General features: G+C 67.1%; 19 protein-coding genes and 3 pseudogenes. 14 read left to right on the top strand and 8 right to left on the bottom strand.

Annotated elements, in window-relative coordinates; genetic code table 11:
* Window positions 1-10 precede the first annotated feature (10 nt).
* Window positions 11-406: a hypothetical protein gene (locus tag ACZ67T_RS38840; RefSeq protein ID WP_469990765.1), complete on the bottom strand. Its 396-nt coding sequence runs from the start codon at window positions 404-406 to the stop codon at window positions 11-13.
* Between the two features lie 1,006 nt (window positions 407-1,412).
* Here ACZ67T_RS38840 and ACZ67T_RS38835 point away from each other — a divergent pair.
* The 7 genes from ACZ67T_RS38835 (at window position 1,413) to ACZ67T_RS38805 (ending at window position 8,429) form a co-directional block, all read left to right on the top strand.
* Window positions 1,413-1,961: a hypothetical protein gene (locus tag ACZ67T_RS38835; protein WP_469990764.1), complete on the top strand. Its 549-nt coding sequence runs from the start codon at window positions 1,413-1,415 to the stop codon at window positions 1,959-1,961.
* A gap of 1,797 nt (window positions 1,962-3,758) precedes the next feature.
* Window positions 3,759-5,102 (top strand): type VII secretion-associated serine protease mycosin, encoded by a 1,344-nt coding sequence (gene mycP / locus ACZ67T_RS38830; RefSeq protein WP_469990762.1) that lies wholly within the window; start codon window positions 3,759-3,761, stop codon window positions 5,100-5,102.
* 31 nt (window positions 5,103-5,133) lie between these two features.
* Entirely contained in the window at window positions 5,134-5,562 is a 429-nt protein-coding gene (locus ACZ67T_RS38825; protein ID WP_469990760.1) for a hypothetical protein, read from the top strand.
* A 74-nt stretch (window positions 5,563-5,636) separates the two neighbouring features.
* Window positions 5,637-6,983 (top strand): WXG100 family type VII secretion target, encoded by a 1,347-nt coding sequence (locus ACZ67T_RS38820; protein WP_469990758.1) that lies wholly within the window; start codon window positions 5,637-5,639, stop codon window positions 6,981-6,983.
* A 44-nt stretch (window positions 6,984-7,027) separates the two neighbouring features.
* Window positions 7,028-7,507, top strand: coding sequence for a hypothetical protein (locus ACZ67T_RS38815; RefSeq protein WP_469990756.1), 480 nt, complete (start codon window positions 7,028-7,030; stop codon window positions 7,505-7,507).
* A 62-nt stretch (window positions 7,508-7,569) separates the two neighbouring features.
* Window positions 7,570-8,025 (top strand): hypothetical protein, encoded by a 456-nt coding sequence (locus ACZ67T_RS38810; protein WP_469990754.1) that lies wholly within the window; start codon window positions 7,570-7,572, stop codon window positions 8,023-8,025.
* A gap of 101 nt (window positions 8,026-8,126) precedes the next feature.
* Window positions 8,127-8,429, top strand: coding sequence for an NIPSNAP family protein (locus tag ACZ67T_RS38805; RefSeq protein WP_469990752.1), 303 nt, complete (start codon window positions 8,127-8,129; stop codon window positions 8,427-8,429).
* 105 nt (window positions 8,430-8,534) lie between these two features.
* Here the strand turns inward: ACZ67T_RS38805 and ACZ67T_RS38800 are convergent.
* The 3 genes and pseudogenes from ACZ67T_RS38800 to ACZ67T_RS38790 all read right to left on the bottom strand — a co-directional run.
* A pseudogene (locus ACZ67T_RS38800) lies at window positions 8,535-8,762 on the bottom strand (integrase); the annotation flags it as partial.
* A gap of 29 nt (window positions 8,763-8,791) precedes the next feature.
* A pseudogene (locus ACZ67T_RS38795) lies at window positions 8,792-9,055 on the bottom strand (integrase); the annotation flags it as partial.
* A 99-nt stretch (window positions 9,056-9,154) separates the two neighbouring features.
* The gene (locus tag ACZ67T_RS38790) at window positions 9,155-10,246 is read right to left on the bottom strand and encodes an integrase core domain-containing protein (protein WP_469990750.1); all 1,092 of its coding nucleotides are present in this window, start codon (window positions 10,244-10,246) and stop codon (window positions 9,155-9,157) included.
* Window positions 10,247-11,393: 1,147 nt separating this feature from the next.
* On the opposite strand from ACZ67T_RS38790, the gene ACZ67T_RS38785 reads away from it, so the two are divergent.
* From ACZ67T_RS38785 to ACZ67T_RS38770, 4 genes are all read left to right on the top strand, one after another.
* Window positions 11,394-12,191, top strand: a complete 798-nt coding sequence (locus ACZ67T_RS38785; protein WP_469990748.1) for a CAP domain-containing protein — start codon at window positions 11,394-11,396, stop codon at window positions 12,189-12,191.
* Window positions 12,192-12,874: 683 nt separating this feature from the next.
* Window positions 12,875-14,203, top strand: a complete 1,329-nt coding sequence (locus ACZ67T_RS38780; protein ID WP_469990746.1) for an MFS transporter — start codon at window positions 12,875-12,877, stop codon at window positions 14,201-14,203.
* A complete protein-coding gene (locus ACZ67T_RS38775) occupies window positions 14,203-15,744 on the top strand; it encodes a sulfatase family protein (protein WP_469990745.1) in 1,542 nt (513 codons plus the stop codon). The genes ACZ67T_RS38780 and ACZ67T_RS38775 overlap by 1 nt, the downstream gene beginning before the upstream one ends.
* Before the next feature lie 22 nt (window positions 15,745-15,766).
* The gene (locus ACZ67T_RS38770) at window positions 15,767-16,516 is read left to right on the top strand and encodes a GntR family transcriptional regulator (protein WP_469990743.1); all 750 of its coding nucleotides are present in this window, start codon (window positions 15,767-15,769) and stop codon (window positions 16,514-16,516) included.
* A 66-nt stretch (window positions 16,517-16,582) separates the two neighbouring features.
* Here the strand turns inward: ACZ67T_RS38770 and ACZ67T_RS38765 are convergent.
* Window positions 16,583-17,326: pseudogene (locus ACZ67T_RS38765) on the bottom strand (transposase family protein); the annotation flags it as partial.
* A 636-nt stretch (window positions 17,327-17,962) separates the two neighbouring features.
* Here ACZ67T_RS38765 and ACZ67T_RS38760 point away from each other — a divergent pair.
* Genes ACZ67T_RS38760 through ACZ67T_RS38750 form a run of 3 tightly spaced genes read left to right on the top strand, consistent with a single transcriptional unit; the run spans window position 17,963 to window position 19,403 of the window.
* The gene (locus tag ACZ67T_RS38760) at window positions 17,963-18,607 is read left to right on the top strand and encodes a hypothetical protein (protein ID WP_469990742.1); all 645 of its coding nucleotides are present in this window, start codon (window positions 17,963-17,965) and stop codon (window positions 18,605-18,607) included.
* Complete coding sequence (locus tag ACZ67T_RS38755; protein WP_469990741.1) at window positions 18,604-19,020, top strand: hypothetical protein; 417 nt, start codon at window positions 18,604-18,606, stop codon at window positions 19,018-19,020. Before ACZ67T_RS38760 ends, ACZ67T_RS38755 begins: the two co-directional genes overlap by 4 nt.
* Window positions 19,021-19,028: 8 nt before the next feature.
* Complete coding sequence (locus ACZ67T_RS38750) at window positions 19,029-19,403, top strand: hypothetical protein (RefSeq protein WP_469990740.1); 375 nt, start codon at window positions 19,029-19,031, stop codon at window positions 19,401-19,403.
* Window positions 19,404-19,603: 200 nt separating this feature from the next.
* Here the strand turns inward: ACZ67T_RS38750 and ACZ67T_RS38745 are convergent, their stop codons facing one another.
* From ACZ67T_RS38745 to ACZ67T_RS38735, 3 genes are all read right to left on the bottom strand, one after another.
* Window positions 19,604-20,389, bottom strand: coding sequence for a maleate cis-trans isomerase family protein (locus tag ACZ67T_RS38745; protein ID WP_469990739.1), 786 nt, complete (start codon window positions 20,387-20,389; stop codon window positions 19,604-19,606).
* 87 nt (window positions 20,390-20,476) lie between these two features.
* Entirely contained in the window at window positions 20,477-20,953 is a 477-nt protein-coding gene (locus ACZ67T_RS38740; RefSeq protein ID WP_469990737.1) for a MarR family winged helix-turn-helix transcriptional regulator, read from the bottom strand.
* Window positions 20,946-21,833: an alpha/beta fold hydrolase gene (locus ACZ67T_RS38735; RefSeq protein WP_469990735.1), complete on the bottom strand. Its 888-nt coding sequence runs from the start codon at window positions 21,831-21,833 to the stop codon at window positions 20,946-20,948. Before ACZ67T_RS38735 ends, ACZ67T_RS38740 begins: the two co-directional genes overlap by 8 nt.
* Window positions 21,834-21,838: the final 5 nt, after the last annotated feature.

Below are 21,838 nucleotides of genomic sequence, written 5' to 3'. Positions count from 1 at the left end.
GTGTCCTTGGTCAGCGTGCGGGTGAAACCGGGTGAGTGGGCGGGTGCTGGCGGAGGTGGTCGCGGTTGGCGTAGATCTTCTCCACGGCTCGTACGACGTCGGCGAGTTCGGTCGGATGGTCGAGGAGCATGCCGGATCCCGCGGCTTGCCCGAGGAGGACCAGGGATGCGCACGCTGTGCGGGCCTCGGCGGCGGAGGAGGTTCGGGAGGCGGAGCAGTCGCGGCTGGTGGGATCGGCATAGAGCGGTTCGTCGGGGCAGGCAGTGAGGGTCCGGACGGAGACAGGGCTGCCTTCGGACTGTTCGGATCCGTGGACACGCCGCTGTTCAAGAAGTCCTCCGACGAGGAGCGGAAGGAGCGACGGGGTGGGCTGGGGCCGATGGTCCTGGAGATCATCAACGCCCACGTCTTCCTTCTCCGTGGTCGCTTCTCAGGAGGAAACGCTCGTCCTGGACGCCCAAGGCATCGCCATCTTCAAGGAGCTGCTGGCTCTCGTCCGCCCCAAGCCTGCCTAGGACGACGGCGAGGACGAGACGCCGCCGTCCGCGACGGAGATCCTGGACCACATCAAGGCCGCCCACCGGAGTCCGCGAAGGACACCACTCTGGCGGAGCGGATCAGGTGTTACGGGACCGGATCATCCAGAACTCCCAGGACGCGCTTGAGTTCCTGTCTGAAGCACTCCGGATTGCGCGCGCCATCGCAACCGAGGCGCCCGCCGCGCCACCGTTGCGGTCTTCCGCCGGTACATGTTGAAGCCGGTGGGGGAGCCGCATTACTCCACCGTCGCCTACAGCGAAGCGCACTACCTCGTCGACTGACGAATGCACGGAGGCCCGGCAATCTGTAGCGGTTGCCGGGCCTTGTCAGCGTTGCACGGGCTCGCATCTATCGCCTGGGCCACACCTGACGGCAAGCAGGCACCCCAGTGAGAGATGCGGACGAGCCAGCTGGTCGTAGGCCTTTCGCGGTTTCGTCGTGTTGATGCCCGTAGGGCGGCCAGCCAGTGCGAGGAGCCAGCGGTTACGGACTGCAAGTTCAGTGGGAACGACGAGTTGTTCCACGAATGGTGAGAAGCCGCCAAATGGCGTCGGACGCCAGCGCTGACCGTGTCGGTGAGTGCGAGGGATGTGGCTACCCAGAGCGGCGTTCATAGCCCTCTGTCACACAGCTGGCCTGCGGAATCGCGTAGGCCGTGCTGTCTCGTGTTGGTGGTTCCTGGACTTCCTGAAGCTTGAGATGTCAGCCGCTTTCGGCCACTGCGCGTGTTTGAACCCGTGGGGGCTCTGCAGGGGATGTAGGGCCCGGATATCGTGCTCAGGTTGCATCTGTTACAGATGGGAACATCATGAAGCACCTCGGCGGGACTGGGACGTATGCCGAGGGGCGGGCTCTACGGGGAGGGACAGATCGTGTCGGACGGCACGGGGGATGCGCCGCAGCCGACAGTGGCCGGGATCGGCGCGGCGGCGGGGAGTTTGGCTGCGTCGGTTCTGGGGGCCGGCGGTGCGTCTGTGGCGCAGGCGATGCGGGTCGAGGGAGAGACGCTGACGGCGTTCAAACGCCGCGTCGACACCTTGCTGCGGGACTTGGAGAAGTCGCACGCGGCGCCGTCGAAGATCGCCGGTGGAACGCTCGGGGCGGGCCGCCTGGGGGCGTTCGACGAGGCGGATCTCCTGCACTCCTCCTACACGCACGTGCACACTCAGCTGGAGAACCTGTCCAAGATGCTGGCGCTCCAGATCGAGGCGTTGGTCGTCACCGTGGACGCGTCGAAGACCGGCTACGACAACCTGGACGAGGACGTACGCGCACGACTGAACCGCATCCGCATTGGTGTCGATGCCCTGGTCGGCGGAGGTCCGGATGCCAAGCAGGCTTTGGGCAAGGGCGGTTCGGGCGGCGAAGAGCGCGGTGAGCCGAGCCCCCAGGCGACGGACACGGAAGCGGGCGGACTGTGATGCGGCGGGCGACTGATGCCGTAACTGCTGCAGCAGAGATCACTCTGTTCAAGGGACGCAAAGACGAGGGCGGAGCATGAGCGACGGCCTGGGATCGCGCATGTGGGGCATGGTCAAGCAGTACCGCTTCGCCGTGCACACCCCTGAGGAACTGTGGGCGATGGTCGAGCCAGCGGACGGCTCGAAGCCTGCGGATCTCGGCGTGCTGTTGACGGCGGCGGCAAAGACGATCAAGAGCATCGGCGACGACCTCAAGACGCACAGCACGGCGGTGGAGTGGGACGGAGAGGGCGGCGAGGCGTTCCGTAAATGGGTCCACCAGGCTGCGCTAGCGACCCTGGGGCTGGGCGACTACAGCGAGTCCGCCGGGAAGTGGATGGCGCATGCGGCGGACACGCTGCACGAGGTCAAGCCACAGCTGGAGATTCTGAAGAACTCCAGCGCCTCGGCGCGCTCGATCCTGGACGCGCACGCGGCCAAGGCGACGGATGTCGGCAACCACGATGGCGGTCCGCCGGACTCCTCCGTGAAGTCGGCCAAATCGCAGTACGACAACGACCGTACTGAAGCCGCCCAGTTGATGATCAAGCTGGCACAGTCGTACACGGCGTCAACGGAGCAGATCGATGCGCTGAAGGCCCCGAAGTTCCCGGAACTTCCCAAACAGTTCGTGCCAGAGAGCCGCGACGATCTCACCCACGGCCCGGGCACGTCTTCCGATGATGCATCGGGCACTGGGACGGCGGCTGTGGCGAGTGGAGTAGGCGTTGCTGCAGTAGGGGCTGCAGCAGTTGGCGAAGCGGCGCGTGGTGCCGCACTGGCCGCAGGAGACCGCCACACAATCACAACTGCCGTTCCGTCAAGAACAGTTCCGGATCTGTCCCCGGGCGGGGCGAGCACCGCCCTCGATAGGCTCGGCACGCTCCCGTCTCCCACAGCTCCGACTGCGACACCCTCCGCGTCGCCGCCGTCCGCGTTGCCGGGCGGCACCTCAGGCGTCGGGCCGCCGGTCCCGGGTACGTCACCGCCGGCGTTCGGAGGCACAGGCCGATCCGGTGCTCCGCAGCGCGGAGTGAGCGGCGGCCGTGTCTCTGCTGCCAACGGTCTCCGCGGACCGTTGGGCACACCGACGGCCCCACGCGCCCCTGGTTCCCCCGGCGCGTCGCGGGCGGTTTTGCCGGGGCGTGGAGTTCCCGGGGTGACGGGCACGCCGAGCGGCTCCGCGTCGCCTGTACCAGGACCAGGTGGTGCGAGCCCGGGGCGTCCGTCCAACGGGATTGCAGGTGGGCGTCCGGTTGCACCGCAGACAGGCCGTGCGGCGGGTGCGATTCCGCGGGGCACGGTGGTCGGCGGTTCCCCGACTCAGCAAGCACCAGGAGTCCGCGGTGGTGCCCCCGAGGGGGCACGCGCCGGAGCAACACCGAGCCGCGGCGCTGTGCCTGGCTCGGGACGTGAGAGCGGCGTGGCCGGTGCACGGATGCCCGCGCACTCCGATGGTGTCGTCGGTGGACAGCCGCAGCCCTCGAAGACGCGCCGGAACCCGCCGACCACGACCAGAGCGGCGGGTCCCGTACGCGGAACGGAGAGCCGTACAGCCCAGTTGCAGAGTGGTGGACCCGCTGGAGGTTCCTCGCAGACGGCACGTAAGGATGGCGCTCGGCCTGCTCCGGAGGAGCGCTCGCGTGACGAGCGGCCTGTGCGTGAGGAAGCAGAGACGGATCAGACCGAGCTACCACAGCCTCCGCTGCGGCTGCCAGGCCTGCCACCGACGACTCGGCGCGACAACGAAGGATGACGATGGGTTCCCGTTCCAAGCAGGTCCGCAGGCTCCGGCTGGCGTCGGCCCTGTCCGGCGTCGTGCTCGCGGGCGTCGTCGTGACACCCGCCCACGCCGAGAGCGTCCGGGATCAGCAGTGGTATCTCGACGCCATGCGCGCCGAGCAGATGTGGAAGACCAGCACCGGCAAGGGCGTCACGGTGGCGGTTATCGATTCGGGTGTCGATCCCGATCTCGCAGACCTGCGTGGACAGGTACTGCCGGGCAAGGACTACTCCCGACACCCTGGCGACGAGCACTCGGATTACGACGGGCACGGCACCCGCATGGCCGTACTGATCGCGGCCACCGGCGCGAAGAGCGGCACGCAGGGCTCGTATGGGCTGGCTCCCGGGGCCAAGATCCTTCCGATCCGGGTACCGGACTTCATCGAGAAGAGCCGCATGGACGGCAACCCGGACGACTACCCCACCTATATGTCCAAGGCCATTCGGTACGCCGCGGACTCCGATGCCCAGATCATCAATATCTCGCTGGGCAGTGAGGACCATGCCAAGAAGCTGGACGACGCGGTCGCCTACGCGCTGTCGAAGAACAAGCTGGTCTTCGCGTCCGTGGGCAACACCGGTGCTGGAACGAATCGGGTGGAGTACCCGGCAGGGACACCTGGAGTGGTTGGCGTCGGTGCGATCGACAAGAACGTCAAGGCGACCAAGGAGTCCCAGCACGGCCCGCAGGTCGACCTGGTCGCACCCGGTGCGGACATGGTCGCCGCCTGCAAGGGCGGCAGCGAGCTGTGCGACTCTCACGGTACGAGTGACGCCACCGCGCTCGCTTCCGCCTCCGCGGCGTTGATCTGGTCGAAGCATTCGGACTGGACGAACAACCAGGTCCTACGGGTCATGCTGAACACTGCGAGCGGAGCCGTGAGCGGGAAGAAGCGAACCGACTCCATCGGGTACGGCGCCGTGCGTCCCCGGATCGCACTCACCGAGCCCGGGGCCCCAGGCCAGGCCGACGAGTACCCGTTGCCCGACTACAAAGACGGGGCCTCGGCGGCGGCACAGGGAGGTGCAACCGCTGCGCCGTCCGCGGGTGCCTCGACGGCCCCCTCCGCAGAGACTTCCGATGACGAGTCGAGCGCACTGCCGTGGATCTTGGCAGGAGCGGGCGGGCTTGTGTTGGTCGGAGCTGGTGGCGGGGCCGTCGCCCTGCGCAGCCGCAAGCGCCGCCGCGAGGCATTGACCGCACCGCTGCCTCCGATGCCGCAGCAGGGGTGGACGCAGCCGTCTCCCTCCGGCACGCAGTCGGGGCAAGGGCAGCCATGGCCGTACCAGGACACCAACCACACGGGCACGCCGTGACAGGGCGAGGATCGAGCGGGGGCGAGATTCCATGATGGATACGACCGGGGAACAACACACGCCACGCAGCGGGCCGGAAAACATGGTCGGTATGCGGCTGAACCACCTTCCCGAGGACGCGCGGCCTGCTGGCGGCGGCCAGGAAGACCTGGCGTCGAGTCCGGCGGAGAAGAAGGCCGCCGCACGGGCCATTGAAGAGCACATCCAGCCGGATACCGGTAAAGCAGGCGACTGGGCGGACGTCGACACCGGTGCGGCTGTCAAGGAGTTCCGCGATGGATGGTTCACGTCAGGGGCGTTGAAGAAGGCCCACAAGACCTGGGGCGAGCAGGTTCACAACCTGTTGAACCGCCTCGCATCGGAAAAGACGGCATTGCGGGGCGCCAACAACACTCTGCAGGGCACCGATGGCGAGGTAGGTGCTCGTACGCGCTCTCTCTCGGCGCTGGACGGCTTCTGACGCAGATGGGCAGGAGCCCATTCCTGAACGTCACTTCGACCAGCAGGACGCCACAGCAGGACCACGGGGGAACCATGCCGACGTACCACGACATCATGACCGTCGACCTGTCCACACTCACCACGGCCGCGGACCGTTGGGACGGGATGGCGAAGGAGTTCCATAAACAGGAAGTCGCCTACGACCGCGATGTTCACGGCATATCCATGGGGCAGACCTGGACGGGCCTGAGCGCGGATGCCGCCAACCGACGGTTCGACATCACGCTGAAGGAATTCCAGAAAGCCCAGACGGAAGCCAAAGCGGTCGCCTCCCTGCTGCGGGACGCACACCACCAGTTCAGCGAGGTGCGCAAGAGACTCAAGTCCGCCCGCGCGGACGCCATCAAGGCCCGCATGGCGGTCTCCGACGAGGGCGTGGTGTCCTTCGACACCACCGATCTCACCGAAGGGGAACGCAACGCCCTCCATCACGACCCCTCGTACCAGGAATCCGTGAGTACTGCTGTCACAGCGTGGCAGGACCACCTCGACCAGATCGTCAAGGACGCAGAGAAGACCGACCACTCCGTCCAGACGGCACTCAACGCGGTGGTCATCGACTCCAACTGGAACGACGGGACACTCGAGGGCTTCAACGGAGACGCCAAGGAACACCTCACGGACTACAAGGCCACAGGCAAGGGTGGCACGAAGTCCGGCGGATGGAAGGGCGACGGAGACTTCAAGCTGGACTGGTGGTCCCCGTCCTTCAGCGCCTCGGCAGATCCCAAGTACGGCAAGGAGGGCTCGGTCAAGGCGGCTTTCGATCTCGTCCACATGACCGGAAAGGGCTCGCTGACCAATGGCGACTGGAAACTCTCCGGGATCGGCGACGCCTACGCCGGTGTTCGCTCCGGCGCGAACTACGGCTTCAGTGACAAGGGCATCTCGGGCAAGGCCGAGGTGTCCGCAGGCGCACGAGCACTGATGGAAGGACGGGCCGAGTACGGGGACTACGGCGGTGTCTATCTGCGCGGCGACGGCTTCGCCGGCGCCGAAGCCGGAATCTCGGGCAAGGTGAACAAGGACGAGGTCGGTGTCAGCGCCAAGGCCTTCTACGGTGCGAAGGCCTCGATCGGCGGCGGCGTCGAGGCGGCCGGGATCGGTATCGGCGGGAACTTCGAGGTCGGCGCCGGCGCGGGCGTCGAGGCCAAATTCGGCGTCAAGAAAGACGAGCACGGTGTGTGGAAACTGAGCACCGGCGGTTTCGCAGCCGTAGCCGTGGGTGCAGGAGCAGGAACCGAGATCACCTTCGACCCGAGCAAGTTTGGTAAGACCGTCGACAGTGCGGCCGATGCGGTCGGGCTTGGTGGCGCCGTGGACTCAGTGGGCCACGGCCTCAAATCGACCAAGGACACCGTCGCCGGCTGGCTCGACTGACCAGCCCGATGAGAGGAGAAACTGAGTTGCCCAAGCTACTTCCGGTGGCAGTCGAGTTCCAGCTGCCTGACGGCTGGGCCCCGGCCTCACCTGAGACCATCGACACCTTCGGCGTGGCCTTCGCGGCCCTGCATCCCCACCCCGATGCCGGATTCGCCGCCAACATCACCATCGATGGAGAGATTCCGCCCGACGACGTATCACTGTCGGACCTTGCCGACGCGTCCGTGGAGCGCCTTGAGCAGGCCGCTGAGTCTGTGCAACTGGTGAACCGCCGCGAGGTCGGTCCCGACGACGCACCCGCCCTCGTGCAGCGTTTTCTCCTGACAGCCGCCGTTAACGACGAACTCCGCGAGCTCGCCCAGGTCCAGGTGTACCTGCCCCTTGCCGACACCGTTGATCCGCACAAGTATGCGGTGATCAAGCTAGCACTGACCGCCACCACCGAACAGCTTCACGAAGTCCTCGAGGAGTTCCAGGACTTCGTACGCACCGTGCGACCGAGTACCTCGGAAGGAAACTAGCAATGGGCCGCTTTCGCGATTGGCGGACGGGAACCCGATACCCGGACGAGGGTGCCGAGCCGTTGGCGCGCTCCCACGTGGAGGCGGCCCTGTTCGCGCTCAATGGCCCGGACAAGCCCTACCGCGTACGCACCGCGCTCGCGGAGGAGAAGGCCGACGTGGTGGCAGAGTGGCACATGCTCGAGCCGGGCTGGGGCAGCGGGATGGGACGCCGACAGGTGGAGCGGACGTTCAAGTTCCGTATGCGTCTGGACGGTGGGGCCCACGAGGTGCGGGTCTGCGCTGATGTCCGCGAGACGACGCGCGCCGGCGACCCGCCCACGCGTGTCGTAGCACGCGGGCACGGCAAGGGGCCTCGCACCCGAGTGAAGTCCTGGCGCGGAAGCTACAAGAAGGGCCCGGACGGTCGCCGCCAGCGCGTTGACGACTTCCGCTTCGACTCGAACGATCTGAGGGACCCGTTGCAGGAGGTCGTGCTTGCCTCGGGTTGGACGTGGCGAGGAACGCACAAACCGTGACTGTCCCGTACGAGATTGAGCGGAAGCCGGTTCTCTGTGAACTCTGATCGCTGATCACCGTCGGCTTAGCATGCCGTTGTCGACGAATTGGAGGAGCCTGCATGCCCAGGACCACACAGCTGCGCACCTACACGGTCAAGGAGGGTTTCCTCGATGGGTGGGTAACGCGGTGGAGGGACGAAATCGTGCCGCTGCGTCTGGAGTTGGGCTTTGAGATCGGTGGAGCCTGGGTTGACCGGGAGCGGAATCAGTTCGTGTGGCTGATTGCCTACGAGGGTCCCGAGTCGTTCGCCGAGCGCAACGCCCTCTACTGGGCCTCGCCGCAGCGGAAGGCGATGGACCTTGACCCGGATGACTATCTGGTGTCCACCGATGACCGGACGGTCGAGCCCAAGCAGCTCTGATCACGGGGCGGCAGGGAGCATGTGCTGGCGCCGCTCGTCGTCGTTGAGGATGCCGAAGACTCGGCCGCGGGCGGTCTGCGGGTGCCGATAAATCATCCGGCCTGTTCAGGCGTCATGTTGGTACTCGTGGAGGGTTCCGCCGAGTCGGTCTCGTCGGCGGACGTCCAGGTGTCTGTCGTGCGCTGGTTCGTTGATCGGTCGGGGGCGTGGTCGGAGCGGTGCGGCTTGGCCCAGGGCTCGATGTGGGCGATGGCCGTTGTAGAAGTTCTCGAACTCGCGGAGCACGTGGAGGAGATGGCTCTGGTTCCAGATCAACGTGCGGTCCAGGAGCTCTGCGGGTGCCGATTAATCATCCGGCCTGGTCAAGCGGCATGTTGGTACTCGTGGAGGGTTCCGCCGAGTCGGTCTCGTCGGCGGACTTCCAGCTGTGTGAGGTGCGCTGGCAGGTTGATCGGTTCGGGTAGTGGGCGAAGGGGTGCGGCCTGCTGCTGCGGCCGGTGCCTGTTGTAGAAGGTCTCGAACTCGCGGAGCGCGTGGAGGAGGTGGCTCTGGTTCCAGATCAGGGTGCGGTCGAGGAGCTCGTGCCGGCAGGTCTGTATCCAGCGCTCCATGGTGGAGTTCATCCTGTGGCGCTCGACAAGTCATCGCCGCAGGTCAAGCGGCGTACTGGTACTGGTTGATGACTCCGCCGAGGATTGCGGGTGCCGATTAATCATCCGGCCTGCTCAGGCGGCGTGTTGGTACTCGTGCAGGTTTCCGCCGAGTCGGTCTCGTCGCCGGACGTCGAGGTGCTTGAGGTGGGCTGGCACGTTGATTGGTTCGGGTAGTCGGCGTAGCGGTGCGGCTTGTTTCAGCGTTCGGTGCGGTCGATGCCTGTTGTAGAAGGTCTCGAACTCGCGGAGCGCGTGCAGGAGGTGGCTCTGGTTCCAGATCAAGGTGCGGTCCAAGAGCTCGCGTCGGCAGGTCTGTATCCAGCGCTCCATGAGGGAGTTCATGCGCGGTATCTGGATGCCGGTGGTGACGACCTTCAGCCCGGCGTCGGCCAGTAAGGCGTCGAAGGCGGCCGTGAACTTCGAGTCTCGGTCGCGAATCAGGAATCTGGCCCGGCTGCTCGCGTCCTCCAGGTCCATGACCAGGTTGCGTCCGAGCTGCACGATCCACTGCGCCGTCGGGTGTGCGGTTGCGCCCAGGATCCGGACGTGCCGGGTGGAGTGTTCAATGACCGTGAAGACGTACAGGCGCGCCCCGGTCAGGGTGCGGGTCTCGAACAGATCGCAGGCGAGCAGCGCCTCGGCCTGACCGTGCAGGAAGTCGGCCCAAGTGGTGCTCTGCCGTTCGGGCGCGGGAGGGATGCCGTGCTCGCGGAGGATTTCCCATACGGTGGAGGCGGCGACCTTGATGCCCAAAGCCGCCAGCTCGCCGTGGATTCTGCGGTAGCCCCACGAGCTGTTCTCGCGTGCCAGGCGCAGCACCAGTGCGCGAATCGAGCGGACGGTGGGCGGGCGTCCGCGACGCTTCGGCACACAGGTCGCGGCGTGGCGGCGTTTGAGTAGGTTGCGGTGCCAGCGCAAGATCGTGTCCGGGCGTACCAGCAGCAGGAGGTGGCGCAGCTTGGCCATCGGGAGGTGGTGGAGCAGGCCGGCGAGGACAGCGCGGTCGGTGTCGGTGAACGCGGGCTTGCCGACCTGGCGTTGCAGGACCAGCAGTTGGTGCCGTAGCGCCAGGATCTCGATGTCTTTATCTCGGTCACTCATCGGCAGCAGCCGCAGTAACGCGAAGGCGTTGGTCGCGGCGAGATAAGCCAGGCGCAGCAGCACGACAGATCATGATGCCGTCGATGCCCAGCACTGGCCATGGCTCTGACGCGAGAAGGGGCACGGCTGAAGAGCGGCGATCAAGCCGCGACCTGGACGGATGATTTATCGGCACCCGCAGGGCCCGACTTGGTGCCTGCCGGCTACGGATCAGCTCGCCGGTGAATCGTCTGCAGGCTTGGGCCAGTGCCCTGTCCCCGGCCGGGGCGCTCGACGGCCGGGAAGGGACCGGGACTGCCATGAGCGGAGCGCAAGGGTGTCTGAGGCCTTGCAGTAGACGTGAATGTCCGCCGAGGGCCTGGCCGGTGTCGGCGATCGCCTTGTCGGAGAGGGGAATTGGGGCACCGGTGTGCGCGGGGCGAGGGCTCGGACGGTGCGGGGCGCCCGGGTGTCAGCGGTCACGTAATCCCTCAGCCAGGGCACCTTTCGCGTCACGCACGCATGGCCAGTGACGGAGGTAGGGGTGGCGGGCAGGCTGCGGGACCATGTCACCTTCACCGCACCGATCTTCGGCAGGTTCGGACAGCCACTGTCGGTGATGTTCCAGTTGGCGTTGGTGCTTCTCCAACGACCTGCGCAGCGCGGCCGTCGTGGACGCCGCGAAGTTCGCGCGGTCGGCAATCGCGTTGCGGCGAGCCGCACGCTGCCTTCGGCCCCACCGGCGGTAGCTACGGCCTGAGGGAGGCGGAAGACCGAAGCCGGCGCCTGCACCACCGGCGGCTTGGCGAGGCCGGCGCACTCGTCATCCCGTGATATCGGCCACACAGCCTTTTGGCTTTCAGGTAGTCGAATAGTAGATCGAGGCTTTGCGGCATAGTGCGTTTTATCCGGCTAGATGCATGAATACTCCGAGCCGGATCGAGTGGTGTTCGACCCACTCAACGCTTTCGCCGGTTCAGGCAGCGAGCAACGGCTTCTGACGGACCAACGGACTTCTTCGTCGGCCCGGGAGCCGGACCAGCACGCCTGTGCGGCCGTTTCAAGGGCCGTGCATGGCTACGAGCCGAGGTAGTAGTGCCGCTTGTTGCCGCACCCCGACAGCAGTTCCAAGAATGTCGGCCGCAAGGTGTCTCCGCGGCCTGCCCAGGTGCAGGAACTGGGCAGAGCCGGATCCCTGGGGGCGCTCCGCGATCACCGAACGAGGTCATGTATGAGGAAGCACCGCAGGAAGTCGTCCCGTCGGCCGATAGTCATCGCTGTCATCGCCGTAGGAGCTGTAGGTGTGCCCTCCGCCGCCATGGCTTGCCTGGGCACTCAGGGTGATGCGGGCGGCCGCCCCTCCGGCCACAGGGAGAACGTGAGTTCCCACCAGCGGTGGACGGACTCGTCCTGGAGCCATAGTCCGACTGCGCGAGCGTCGAAGAGCCCCGCTGCGACTCCGAGCGCGCGAGAGACCACCACGTCTCCCAGGGCACGAGAGACCACCACGTCTCCCAGGGCACGAGAGACCACCACGTCTCCCAGGGCACGAGAGACCACCGCCGCTCCCGGCGCGCGACAGACCACCGCGCCTCTCAGGGCACCACAGATCACCGCCTCTCCCAGCGCACCTGCTACGACCGCACCGGCACCCGGGGGCACGGCTCGCGTACTGGCGCTCGTCAACAACGAGCGCAGCAAGGCCGGATGCTCTCCGCTGACGATGAACGCGAAGCTGACCGAGGCCGCTCAGGACCACAGCAAGGACATGGCAACCCACCGGAACATCTCCCACACGGGTTCCGACGGGTCGTCACCCGATGACCGGATCACACGTGCCGGTTACAGCTGGAGCTCCTACGGTGAGAACGTCGCCTACGGCTACTCCACACCCGAGAAGGTCATGGCGGCCTGGATGTCCAGCCCGGGCCACAAGCGCAACATTCTCGACTGCTCGTTCAAGGAGATCGGCATCGGCCTCGCGCAGCCCGGCAGCTACTGGACTCAGGACTTCGGCACGGCCCGATAGGGACGCCGCGGGGATGGTGCGCATCCTGCATCGGGTGAAGGCCCCGACCGGTTCGCCGGCCGGGGCCTTCACCATTGGTGCACTTCCATGCGGGTGGGCGACCATCGCCGTGCGTCATGGCGCAGATACGAAGGGCGCCCCGGCAGCGGGGCTCCCCGGACCGGCGTCAAGAGGCGCTGGATCGAGGCGGCCCCCGCCCCGGAGGGCACGTGGGTCGCCGCATAGCACGCACCCATCGCATTGCTCCCTGATCTTCGTTGAGACGGCTTCGGCTCCGCGTAGCCACCCAGTTGCTGTCGGCACTGATTTCGCCGACGGCCGGATACAGACAGGTTGCCGGGGGACGGAGACGTACGACCTTGGTGTTCGCGGGCCAGGCCCGAAGGCGATCGATCCTGGGGTGTAGCGGCTTCGCAGAGTCAAAGACGTCTAGACGACTCGTCATAGTGGACGGAAGCTCAGGGGCTGTCAAGCGTGGACGAGTGTGCCGCCGCGCCAGGGTTCGGCCGCACGCCGCATCCGCACGTCTCCGGCGGGTGTCTCGCGGCAAGGTCGGCGCCTGTCGTGTCGGCTCCAGCCTTCCTTCCGTGCTCTAACCACCCTTGACAGCCCCCGTGGTCGCGCTGACGATGACTCAACACAAGGAGCAAGTCGTCTAGACGTCTACCGAAATGGAGGCTGGTGTGACCGCTGTTGTCGCCACGGGGCCACCCCCTCAGAGAGTCCCGCGCAAGCTCATCGCGGCGTGCATTGTGGGCAACACGATCGAGTTCTACGACTTCGCGATCTACGGCACCCTGACCGCGCTGGTGTTCAACAAGATCTTCTTCCCGGCCTCCGATCCTGTCGTCGGTACGGTGCTGGCGTTTGCGACCTTCGCGGTCGGATTCGTCTCCCGCCCCCTCGGGGCCGCCGTGTTCGGGCACTTCGGCGACCGGCTGGGCCGCAAGCCGATGCTGATGTGGAGCCTGGGCATCATGGGTGGCGCCACGTTCTTGATGGGCATGCTGCCCACCTACGCCACCGCGGGTGTCTGGGCGCCGATCCTGCTGACGTTCTTGCGGTTCTGTCAGGGCCTGGGCATCGGCGGCGAGTGGGGAGGCGCGGTCAGCCTGATGGTGGAGAGCGCACCGCCGCACCGCCGCGGCTGGTACGGCAGCCTCGTGCAGACCGGTAGCGGCTTCGGCCTCATCCTCTCCGCCCTCACCGCCACCACGCTGCTGGCCTGCCTCACCACCGAACAGTTGCTCGCCTGGGGCTGGCGGATCCCCTTCCTGGCCAGCGTCGTTCTGGTCGGCGTCGGCGTGATCGTGCGTCGGCGGATCGACGAGTCTCCCGAGTTCCGGGAGGTGCGCACGGACGACGAGTCGGACCGGGCTCCGCTGTGGGAGACCATGCGCAGGCACTCCGGCAGGATCGGACTTGCCATCGGGTTGTACACCGCCATCGCCGCGTTCGGCTTCCTGCTCGGGGTGTACGTCATCTCCTACGTCGTCGACCAGCTGCACTTGCCGCGATCGGTGGCAATCAACGCGAACCTGGTCAGCGCCGTGTTCTACCTCGCCGGCATGCTGATCGCGGGCCGGCTCTCCGACCGCATCGGCCGCCGTCGCACCTACCTCGCCTGCGGCCTGCTGCTGATCCCGGCACCGTTCCTGCTGTTCGCCATGCTGGACACGCGCTCGGTGGCGATGGTGTTCGTCGCCTGTTCCCTCGCCAACTTCATCGGCGGACTGCCCTACGGCGTGCAGGCATCCCTGTTCTGCGAGCTGTTCCCGGCGAAGGTGCGCTACAGCGGCATCTCGCTCGGCTTCCAGACCGCCACCGTGCTCGGCGGCGCACTGGCCCCGACGGTGGCCTCCCTGCTGCTCGAAGCCTCCGGCCACTCCTGGTCGATCGCCGCCTACGTGTCCGTACTCGCCCTGATCATGGTGGCGTGCACCCTCGCCGTCAGCACGCCCCGGTCGCACCCCGCGGCCAGCAACACCGAATTCCACAAGGAGAGCGTGTAATGCAGCCCGACATCGTGCTGGTGATGGTCGACCAGCTCGCCGCCCGCTGGCTCGAGCAGGGATGGGAAGGCGTCGTCGACCTGCCGAACCTTCGCCGCCTCGCGGACAGCGGGGTGCGGTTCACCAACGCGTTCACGCCCAACCCGGTGTGCAGCCCGGCCCGGGCGAGCGTCGCCACCGGCCTGACCAGCCAGGGCCACGGCGTCACCGAGTGCGGCTACACCCTGGACCCGAACCTCCCGACCTTCATGCGGGCACTGCAACAGGAGGGATGGCGCACCGGTCTGTTCGGCAAGCTGCACCTGGAGCCCTCGATCGCCGGCGTTCACCCGGACTACCACCCGTACGGCTTCGACGTCACACACGTCACGGAAGACGCCAGGGCGGGGGAGTGGCTGGACTGGGTCCGCGACCACCACCCCGAGCACTACGAGGCCGCGCAGGCCACCGTGTGGATGACCATGATCCCCGAGCTGAAGGACTACGGCCCCGACCACACCGACCTGGTCGCCGAGATCGAGAAGGCCAAGCAGCGCTTTCCCGAGGCCGCGGAAGAGGCGTACACGCTGCCGTTCCCGGCCGAGGTCTCGCAGACCGCCTGGATCACGGACCGGGCCTGCGACTTCATACGCGAAACCCCGCGGGACTCCTCGCTGTTCGCCCAGGTCAGTTACGTCCAGCCGCACAATCCGTTCACACCGCCGGCCGAGTACGTGCCACGAGTGCACGCCGACCGCGTACCCGAACCGGTGCCCGCGGAGTGGTCCGGCGGCGAGCGCCTGCCCTACTTCGCCCAGGAACGCTACGACCGGCCCAGTTACGACACCCGCGACTGGAAACGCGACCGCACCCTCTACTTCGCCGACTGCGCCCACTTGGACGATGAGATCGGCAGACTGCTCGACTGCCTGGCCGAGACCGGCAGGCTGGACAACACCTACGTCGTCTTCACCGCCGACCACGGCGAACTGCTGCACGACCACGGCCTGCTGGGCAAGTGGGAGCGGCACTACGACACCTGCATCCGGGTACCGCTGATCGTGCACGGCCCCGGACTGTCTCCCGGCGTCCGTGACGAACTGGTCGACTTGGTGGACATCGCGCCGACCGTGTTCGACCTGGCAGGTCTTGAGCCCCCGCTGCTGCCGCGTCCGGATCTCGGACGCCCACGCTGTCCCGAGCAGATCCCGCTGTTCGCCGGTCAGTCCCTGCTCCCGCTGTGCCGGAGAGAACGCGACGACGCGGCCGCCGACTGGCGCGACGCCGTGTACATCCAGAGCAACAACAACCACTGGGAAGCAACGCCGCGCAGCTGGGCACGGACCATCCGCACCGCCCGGTTCCGCTACACCACCTACTTCGCCGGAGGCGGCGAGCAGCTGTTCGACCTCGAAAGCGACCCGGACGAACAGCGCAATCTCGCTGGACTGCCGGAATGGGAAGAGACCCGGCACAAACTGCGGGACCGGCTCCTGGAACTCGCTGTCCTGGAGAGCTACCCGAACAGCCCGCGCCAGCTCTACGGCATCGGCACATGGTGACGACCGTAGGATCAACGCTGTGATGAAGCCACCCAAACTCGCGACCGCGGCCGCACAAGCAATCCGCGAGTACATCGCCGCACAGCTGCAGCCCGGCGACAAACTGCCGTCGGAGGCGGAATTCACCCGCCGTCTCGGCGTCAGCCGGGTCACGGTCCGCGAAGCACTCTCGCAGCTCTGGGTGGAAGGGCTCATCACACGTCGCTGGGGCGCCGGCACCTTCGTCCGGGAACGCCCCTCCACGGCCGGCGACGCGGTCGCCAACATCTATGTCGATCTGGGCGACGTCGGCTCCCTTCCCCACCGGATCCAGGCCAGTGGTCACACCCCCGCGCTGGCGCACGCCCGTGTGGAGCAGGCCCCCTGTCCCGCGGACACCGCAGAGGAATTCGGCCTGAAAGAAGGAGATTTGATCTGGTCCGCCGAACGCTGCATCAGTGTCGACGGCCGCCCCGGTGTGCTGCTGAGGGACCGGATGCCGGTGCAGGTGAACGGGGTGAGCCTTGATGCCACCCCGCTCACCGGCCTCGACGCCGACATCCCCAGTCTCATCCAGCAAACCGGCACTCGGGTGGTTCGCGACGAGGCACGGCTCGATGCCGTGATCGTCGACGACGAGATCTGCCGACTGCTCGGCCTGCCGCAGGGCAGCCCTGTCGTGCACGCACACCAGACCAGCTACTCCGCCACCGGCGACGCCGTGGTGTCCACCGACGCCTACTACCGGTCGGAGGTCTTCTCGATCATGCTGGTGCGCACGGCGACGGCCTGACCTGGACCGTGTGGGGTTCGCCAGAAGTAACGCGTAGAGCTGCTTTCGTCCTCGGTTTGGGCAGGTCAGGTGCAGGGTGAGGACGGCTTGGACGAGGCTGGTGATGCGGGTGGTGGAGCAACGCAGCTTGCGTAGGAGCCGCCAGGTCTTGAGGGTGGCCATGGCCTGCTCGACGAGTGCGCGGATCTTCGCGTGCGAGCGGTTGACGGCCTGCTGACCTGCGGACAGCGTCTCCCAGCGGCCCCAGTAGGGCAGCCGTATGGTGCCGCCGGCGCCGCGGTAGCCCTTGTCCGCCCAACACTCCACACTCGCTTCGGCCAGGGTGTCGATGATGCCGTGGGTACGGGCGGCCCTGATGTCGTGGACCGCTCCCGGCAGCGCGGGCGAGGCCCACAGCAGTCTGCCGGTCGGGTCGGTGATGACTTGCACGTTCATGCCGTGCTTCTTGTGCTTCCCAGAGAAGAAGGGCCGGTCCGCGGCGATCCGGTCGATCGGCAGCAGAGTGCCGTCCAGGATCACGAACGCCTTGGTCGAGGCCGTCTTCACCGCTTCGGCAAGATCCGGGGCGAGGGCGGCCAGGACCTCGACCGCTTCAGCGATGTATCGGTAGGCGATGCCGACGCCGAACCCAGCCGCGAGCTGCGCGTAGGTATGGCCGCACCGCAGATGGGCCAGGACCAGCAGTGCCTGTCGACCTGCGGGCAGTCGACGCCATCGGGTTCCCAGCTCCCGTCGCTGGGTCCGAAGACGGGCGGAGAGGTGGCGCGAGGTCGAGGTGGACACATCGAGGCCGGACGGGTAGACAAGCACGCGGAAGCTCCTGGCTGGACAGCTGATCTCGACAATCACCCGTCTACCAGGAGCTTCTTCACGTCCGGACACCGCCCCCAGCCCAACTACCTGCTCACCACGTCAGGTTGGAAAGACCTCATAGCCATTGAACAGGCACCGTGCAGCCTGACTCGATGATGGCCGGGTCGGGCCGCAAGGCGCTACGCGCCGACAACCCTCGTCACCCTCTGCACGACATCGCGTGGATTCCGAAGTCGGCGGCCACCTGCTCGATCGTCACCCCCGGGCCACGGTTCCTCGCGACCCGCACAACGTCCTCGCGGAACTCCTCCGGATATGGCTTGGGCACAGCGACATCCTTCCCACCCGCCCCACAGGGCAAGCCAGTTCAGACGTCACCCGATCGTGCAGCAGACCCTGCCGCCGTCCAGGATCTGCGGAAGGGGTGAGCGTGGTTTCGTACGAAGGCATCAACAACGCACGCCCGAGCAAGTGGAAGACGGCTTCGGACGAATGGCACTCCCTGGCCGGGTATGCGCTGGCCGCAGCGAAGGACCTGCGCGACTACGGGGTCAAACCCCTCGCGGAGAACTGGACCGACCAGGTCGGCAAGGCCGCCGCGGGCAAGTCGAGAAGCTGGCCAACCAGTTCGAGGTGGCCTACGACATCCTGCTCGCCGTCAACATGGTCGCCGACGGCATGACCACCGCCATCGAGACCGCCCACAGCACCATGCGCGAGGCGCAGCAGCTCGCCGACCAGTACGGCCTGACCATCGGCGCCGACGGCACGATCACCGGCCCACCGGTGCACAACCGGACCGAGGCCGAGGAGATGGGCCCGTACCGCTCGCAGGTGCGGGACCTCATCGACCAGGCCGTCGAGCAGGTGACGACCGCCGACAAGCTGGCCACCGCCGAGTTCACCAAGCTCGCGAACCAGACGGGTCTGACCGACCCGGACAAGGCGCTCAACGAACTGCAGACCCACGCCTCACACGTGCAGATGGACATGCTGGCCGCCGACATCCCCGTCGGTCAGGACCCGACGACGGTCCGGCAGTGGTGGAGTGGTCTGACCGACAGCCAGCGCAAGGACATGCTGCTGGCCGAGCCGGTCCTCATCGGCAATCTCGACGGCATCCCGGAGGACGTCCGCGCAGACCTGCGCGGCAACGGCAAGTACGACCGCGTGAAACTCGTCCAGTACGCCCTGGAAAACTGGGACAAGGGCGACCCCACCGATTCGGCAACAACTGCACCAACTTCGTCTCCAACGCGCTGCACGCCGCCGGGATGAAGGAGAAGACGTCGTTCTGGGAGGGCACGACCGACGACGACAGCTGGATGATCGGCAACCCGAGCGGCATCGACTGGGTCGACAAGAAACTGGCCTACTCGGACAACTGGACTGCTGCCGAGAACAACCAGAACTTCATGCTCCGGCACGGTGGCCAGGAGGTCTCGCGCGCCGATGTGAAGCCGGGTGACATCCTCTACTACGAGCAGGCCGGCCCCAACGACTCCATCGAGAAGGGCACCACGCACCACGCGGCGATCGTCACGGCGGTCATGCCGGACGGTGAGATCAAGTACACCCAGCACACCGACTCGTACCAGAATGTCAGCCTCGAAGGCCGGATCAACGCCACAGAGAAGCACGAAGGTGCGCAGAACGTCCGCATTGTTCGACCCAACCCCGACTGGTACTGATGTCAACGATGAACCCCACCACGACTCCGTCCCGCAGCCGCAACGGCCTCCTCGTCGCCGCCGCCGTGCTGGCCGTCATATCGGCCGGGCTGCTCGCCGCTCATATCTCCTTCGATGGGGACACGTTCCAGAACTGCAAGTATCTGGGGCCTTCGACGAGGATGTACGTCACCGCGTGGGCAGGGCCCCTGTGCAGCGTCGCCGCGCTGGTGCTCACCTGCCGCCGCACTCCCCGCACCCCTCGCTTCACCGGCGCCCAGGTGACCCTCGTCTGCGTGGTCGCGCTGCTGCTGTTCGTCCAGCTCTTCGCGCTGTACTGGGTGTACGCGCCGGACCCGAGCGGTGGCACGGGCTGCTCGGGCCTCAGTCTCCTCATGCCGTAGCTGAGGGACTACGTCGACGTCCCGGTGCTTGTTGACGAACAACTGTTGTCCGTCCAATCGCCTCATCCTGCGCATACCGCTTACGGGTTGATAGGTGGCAGCAACAGAAACTCCCGACGGTGAACTGGGTTGGGGTTGAACGCAGGCCGACTCTGCGGGTGCCGATTAATCATCCGGTTTCCTCGATTTGGCGTACATGGTCAGCCAGCTGTACTGATCCGGGGCGTAGCCGCCTTGAGCTGCCCGGCGAGCAGCTGGCCTGCGCCCGGCACGGTCGGCGGCAGACCGAGCTCGGTGAGCAGGCGGTAAGTCGTGGCGGTCGCCGCGGAGAGCACCGGGATGCCGCACTCGTCCTCGACCGCCTGGATCGCGTCCAGGGATGGCATTTGCACACAGGCGGAGAGGACCAACGCGTCCGCGTTGCTCAGGTCGAGGCGCTTGTAGTGGTCGCGGAGGTCGGCGGGGTCGAGGCGGGCGACGGCAAGGTTGTCGGCGACCTCCAGGCTGAGGGAGTCCACCACCGCAATGCCGGCCGACTCGATGTAGTCGGTGACGAGCGACGTGAGTGGCTTCATGTACGGGGTGACGACCGCGACTCGCCGTGCGCCCAGCGCGGCGATGCCGTCCAGGAGTGCGCCGGCGCTGGAGACGACAGGGGCCTTGGCGCCCTGCTCCTGGAGCACGGAGCTGATCTGGTCCTCGGCCGTGCAGTGGTAGCCCGGGCCCTGCGCCATGATGGCGACCAGGCAGGCCGTGGCCACCACGTCCGGCCGGGCGTCGGCCAGTTCGAGGGCGGCGCGCTCGGTCTGCCCGTTCATGCTGCGTAGCTGCTCGGGTGTGACTTTCTGCATCCGCATACGGCTGCTGTGGAAGACGAAGCGGTCGTCATATCCCGCCTCCTCGCGGGCCCGCAGCATGCGCGGGACCTCGGTCTCCATCGTCAGGTTCGAACTGGGCACGATCATCCCGATGTGGTGCGTGGGCATGTGCTTCCTCCACCGAAAGTCCGGACACGTATGAATTTGGTCGGGTGGGCCCCGAGCGCTTGGCAGGGGCGGGGCTGGTTGGGACAGTCAGGCGTTGCGGGCCAGTTGTTCCCAGTGGTCGGCGAGGCGGGTCAGTTCCCGCAGGACTTGGTCGCGCTGTTCGGGGGCGTAGGGCTGCAGCAGCTGCTCGTCCAGCTCACGGGCCCGTGAGTTCGCGGCCTCCACCACCTTGTGCCCCTCGTCCGTCAGGTGCAGCAGCTTGCGCCGGGCGTCGGCGGGGGAGGGGGTACGGGCGAGCAGGCCCCGGTTCTCGAGGCGCCGGGCGATGTCCGCCATGGTGGACGTGTCGAGCGCGGCGAGAGCCGCCAGCGAACTCTGGTCGAGCCCGGGGTTGGCCTCGGCGATCTGCAGCACCGCGAACTGCGGCCCCGTGAGTGTCGCGTCGACGCTGCGCACCCACACCGCCAGATACGCCTGGTAGAGGCGGCGGGCCTGGAAGCCGGGCGCTTCGACGAGTCGGCGTGGAGCGGCGGGGGTGTCGGTGGCCGCCGTGGAGTCAGTCATAGGCCAACTTTCCCACGGGCGAGGGCTCTTCAGAGGGGCGGGGAGTGGCCAGCACCTCGCGCAGCAGCGTGAGGGCCGTGCCCGGGTTGTCCCAGAAGACCATGTGGCCGGCGTCCGGCACCGGGACGAGGCGGGCGGCGGGGAGAGTGCGTGCCGCTTCGGCGGCGCCTTCGGCCGTGACGACCGGGCTGTTTGCCCCGTAGAGGAAGGTCGTCGGTGTCTTCGCGTCGATCCGCGGCCACCAGTCGAAGAAGTCCTCGCTCTCGAAGCCCTCGTGCGTGGCGGTGATCGCCGCTTCGCCGCAGCTGCTCAGCCAGCGCGCGCGCAGGGCCCGCTCACGGTGGGGCCAGCTCGGCCAGGAACGGGCGATCTCGTCGGCATCGGTGCCGCGTTGTGCCTCCTGCAGTTGGCTCAGGAACGCCGTCAAGGTGGTGGGGTACGGTGCGCGTCCCGGTCCGGACATCGGTGGGTCGACCACGACCGTGCCGCGCAGAGCGACCCGTCCGCGTACGGCCACGGCTGTGGCGATGCGGGCACCCATCGAGTGCCCGAGCAGCAGAGGGCGGTCGAGGCCTAGTTGCTCGATGACGGCCTCGGCGTCGGCGGCGTAGTTCTCCAGCGAGTAGGTGTCGCCGTCGTCGGACAGGCCTCGGCCGCGTACGTCCAGGACTACGGGGCGCACGAGGCCGGTCAGGGCGTCGGCCACGAAGTCCATGGTGATGGCGGGGGAGGTGATGCCAGGCAGGACCAGCATCGGGACGCCGTCACCGCCGTAGTCCAGGGCGTGCAACCGCAGGCCGTCATGGCGGATCCAGCGGCTGCGGGCCGGGATGTCGCCGAGGTCGGCGAGTGCCGCCTGGGTGAGCGTGCGGTGTGTCATGCGGT

The sequence above is a fragment of the Streptomyces sp. NPDC107517 genome, assembly GCF_055582645.1.
Note: the sequence above shows the minus strand (reverse complement) of the source record. Positions and strands in the feature narration are given on the sequence as shown.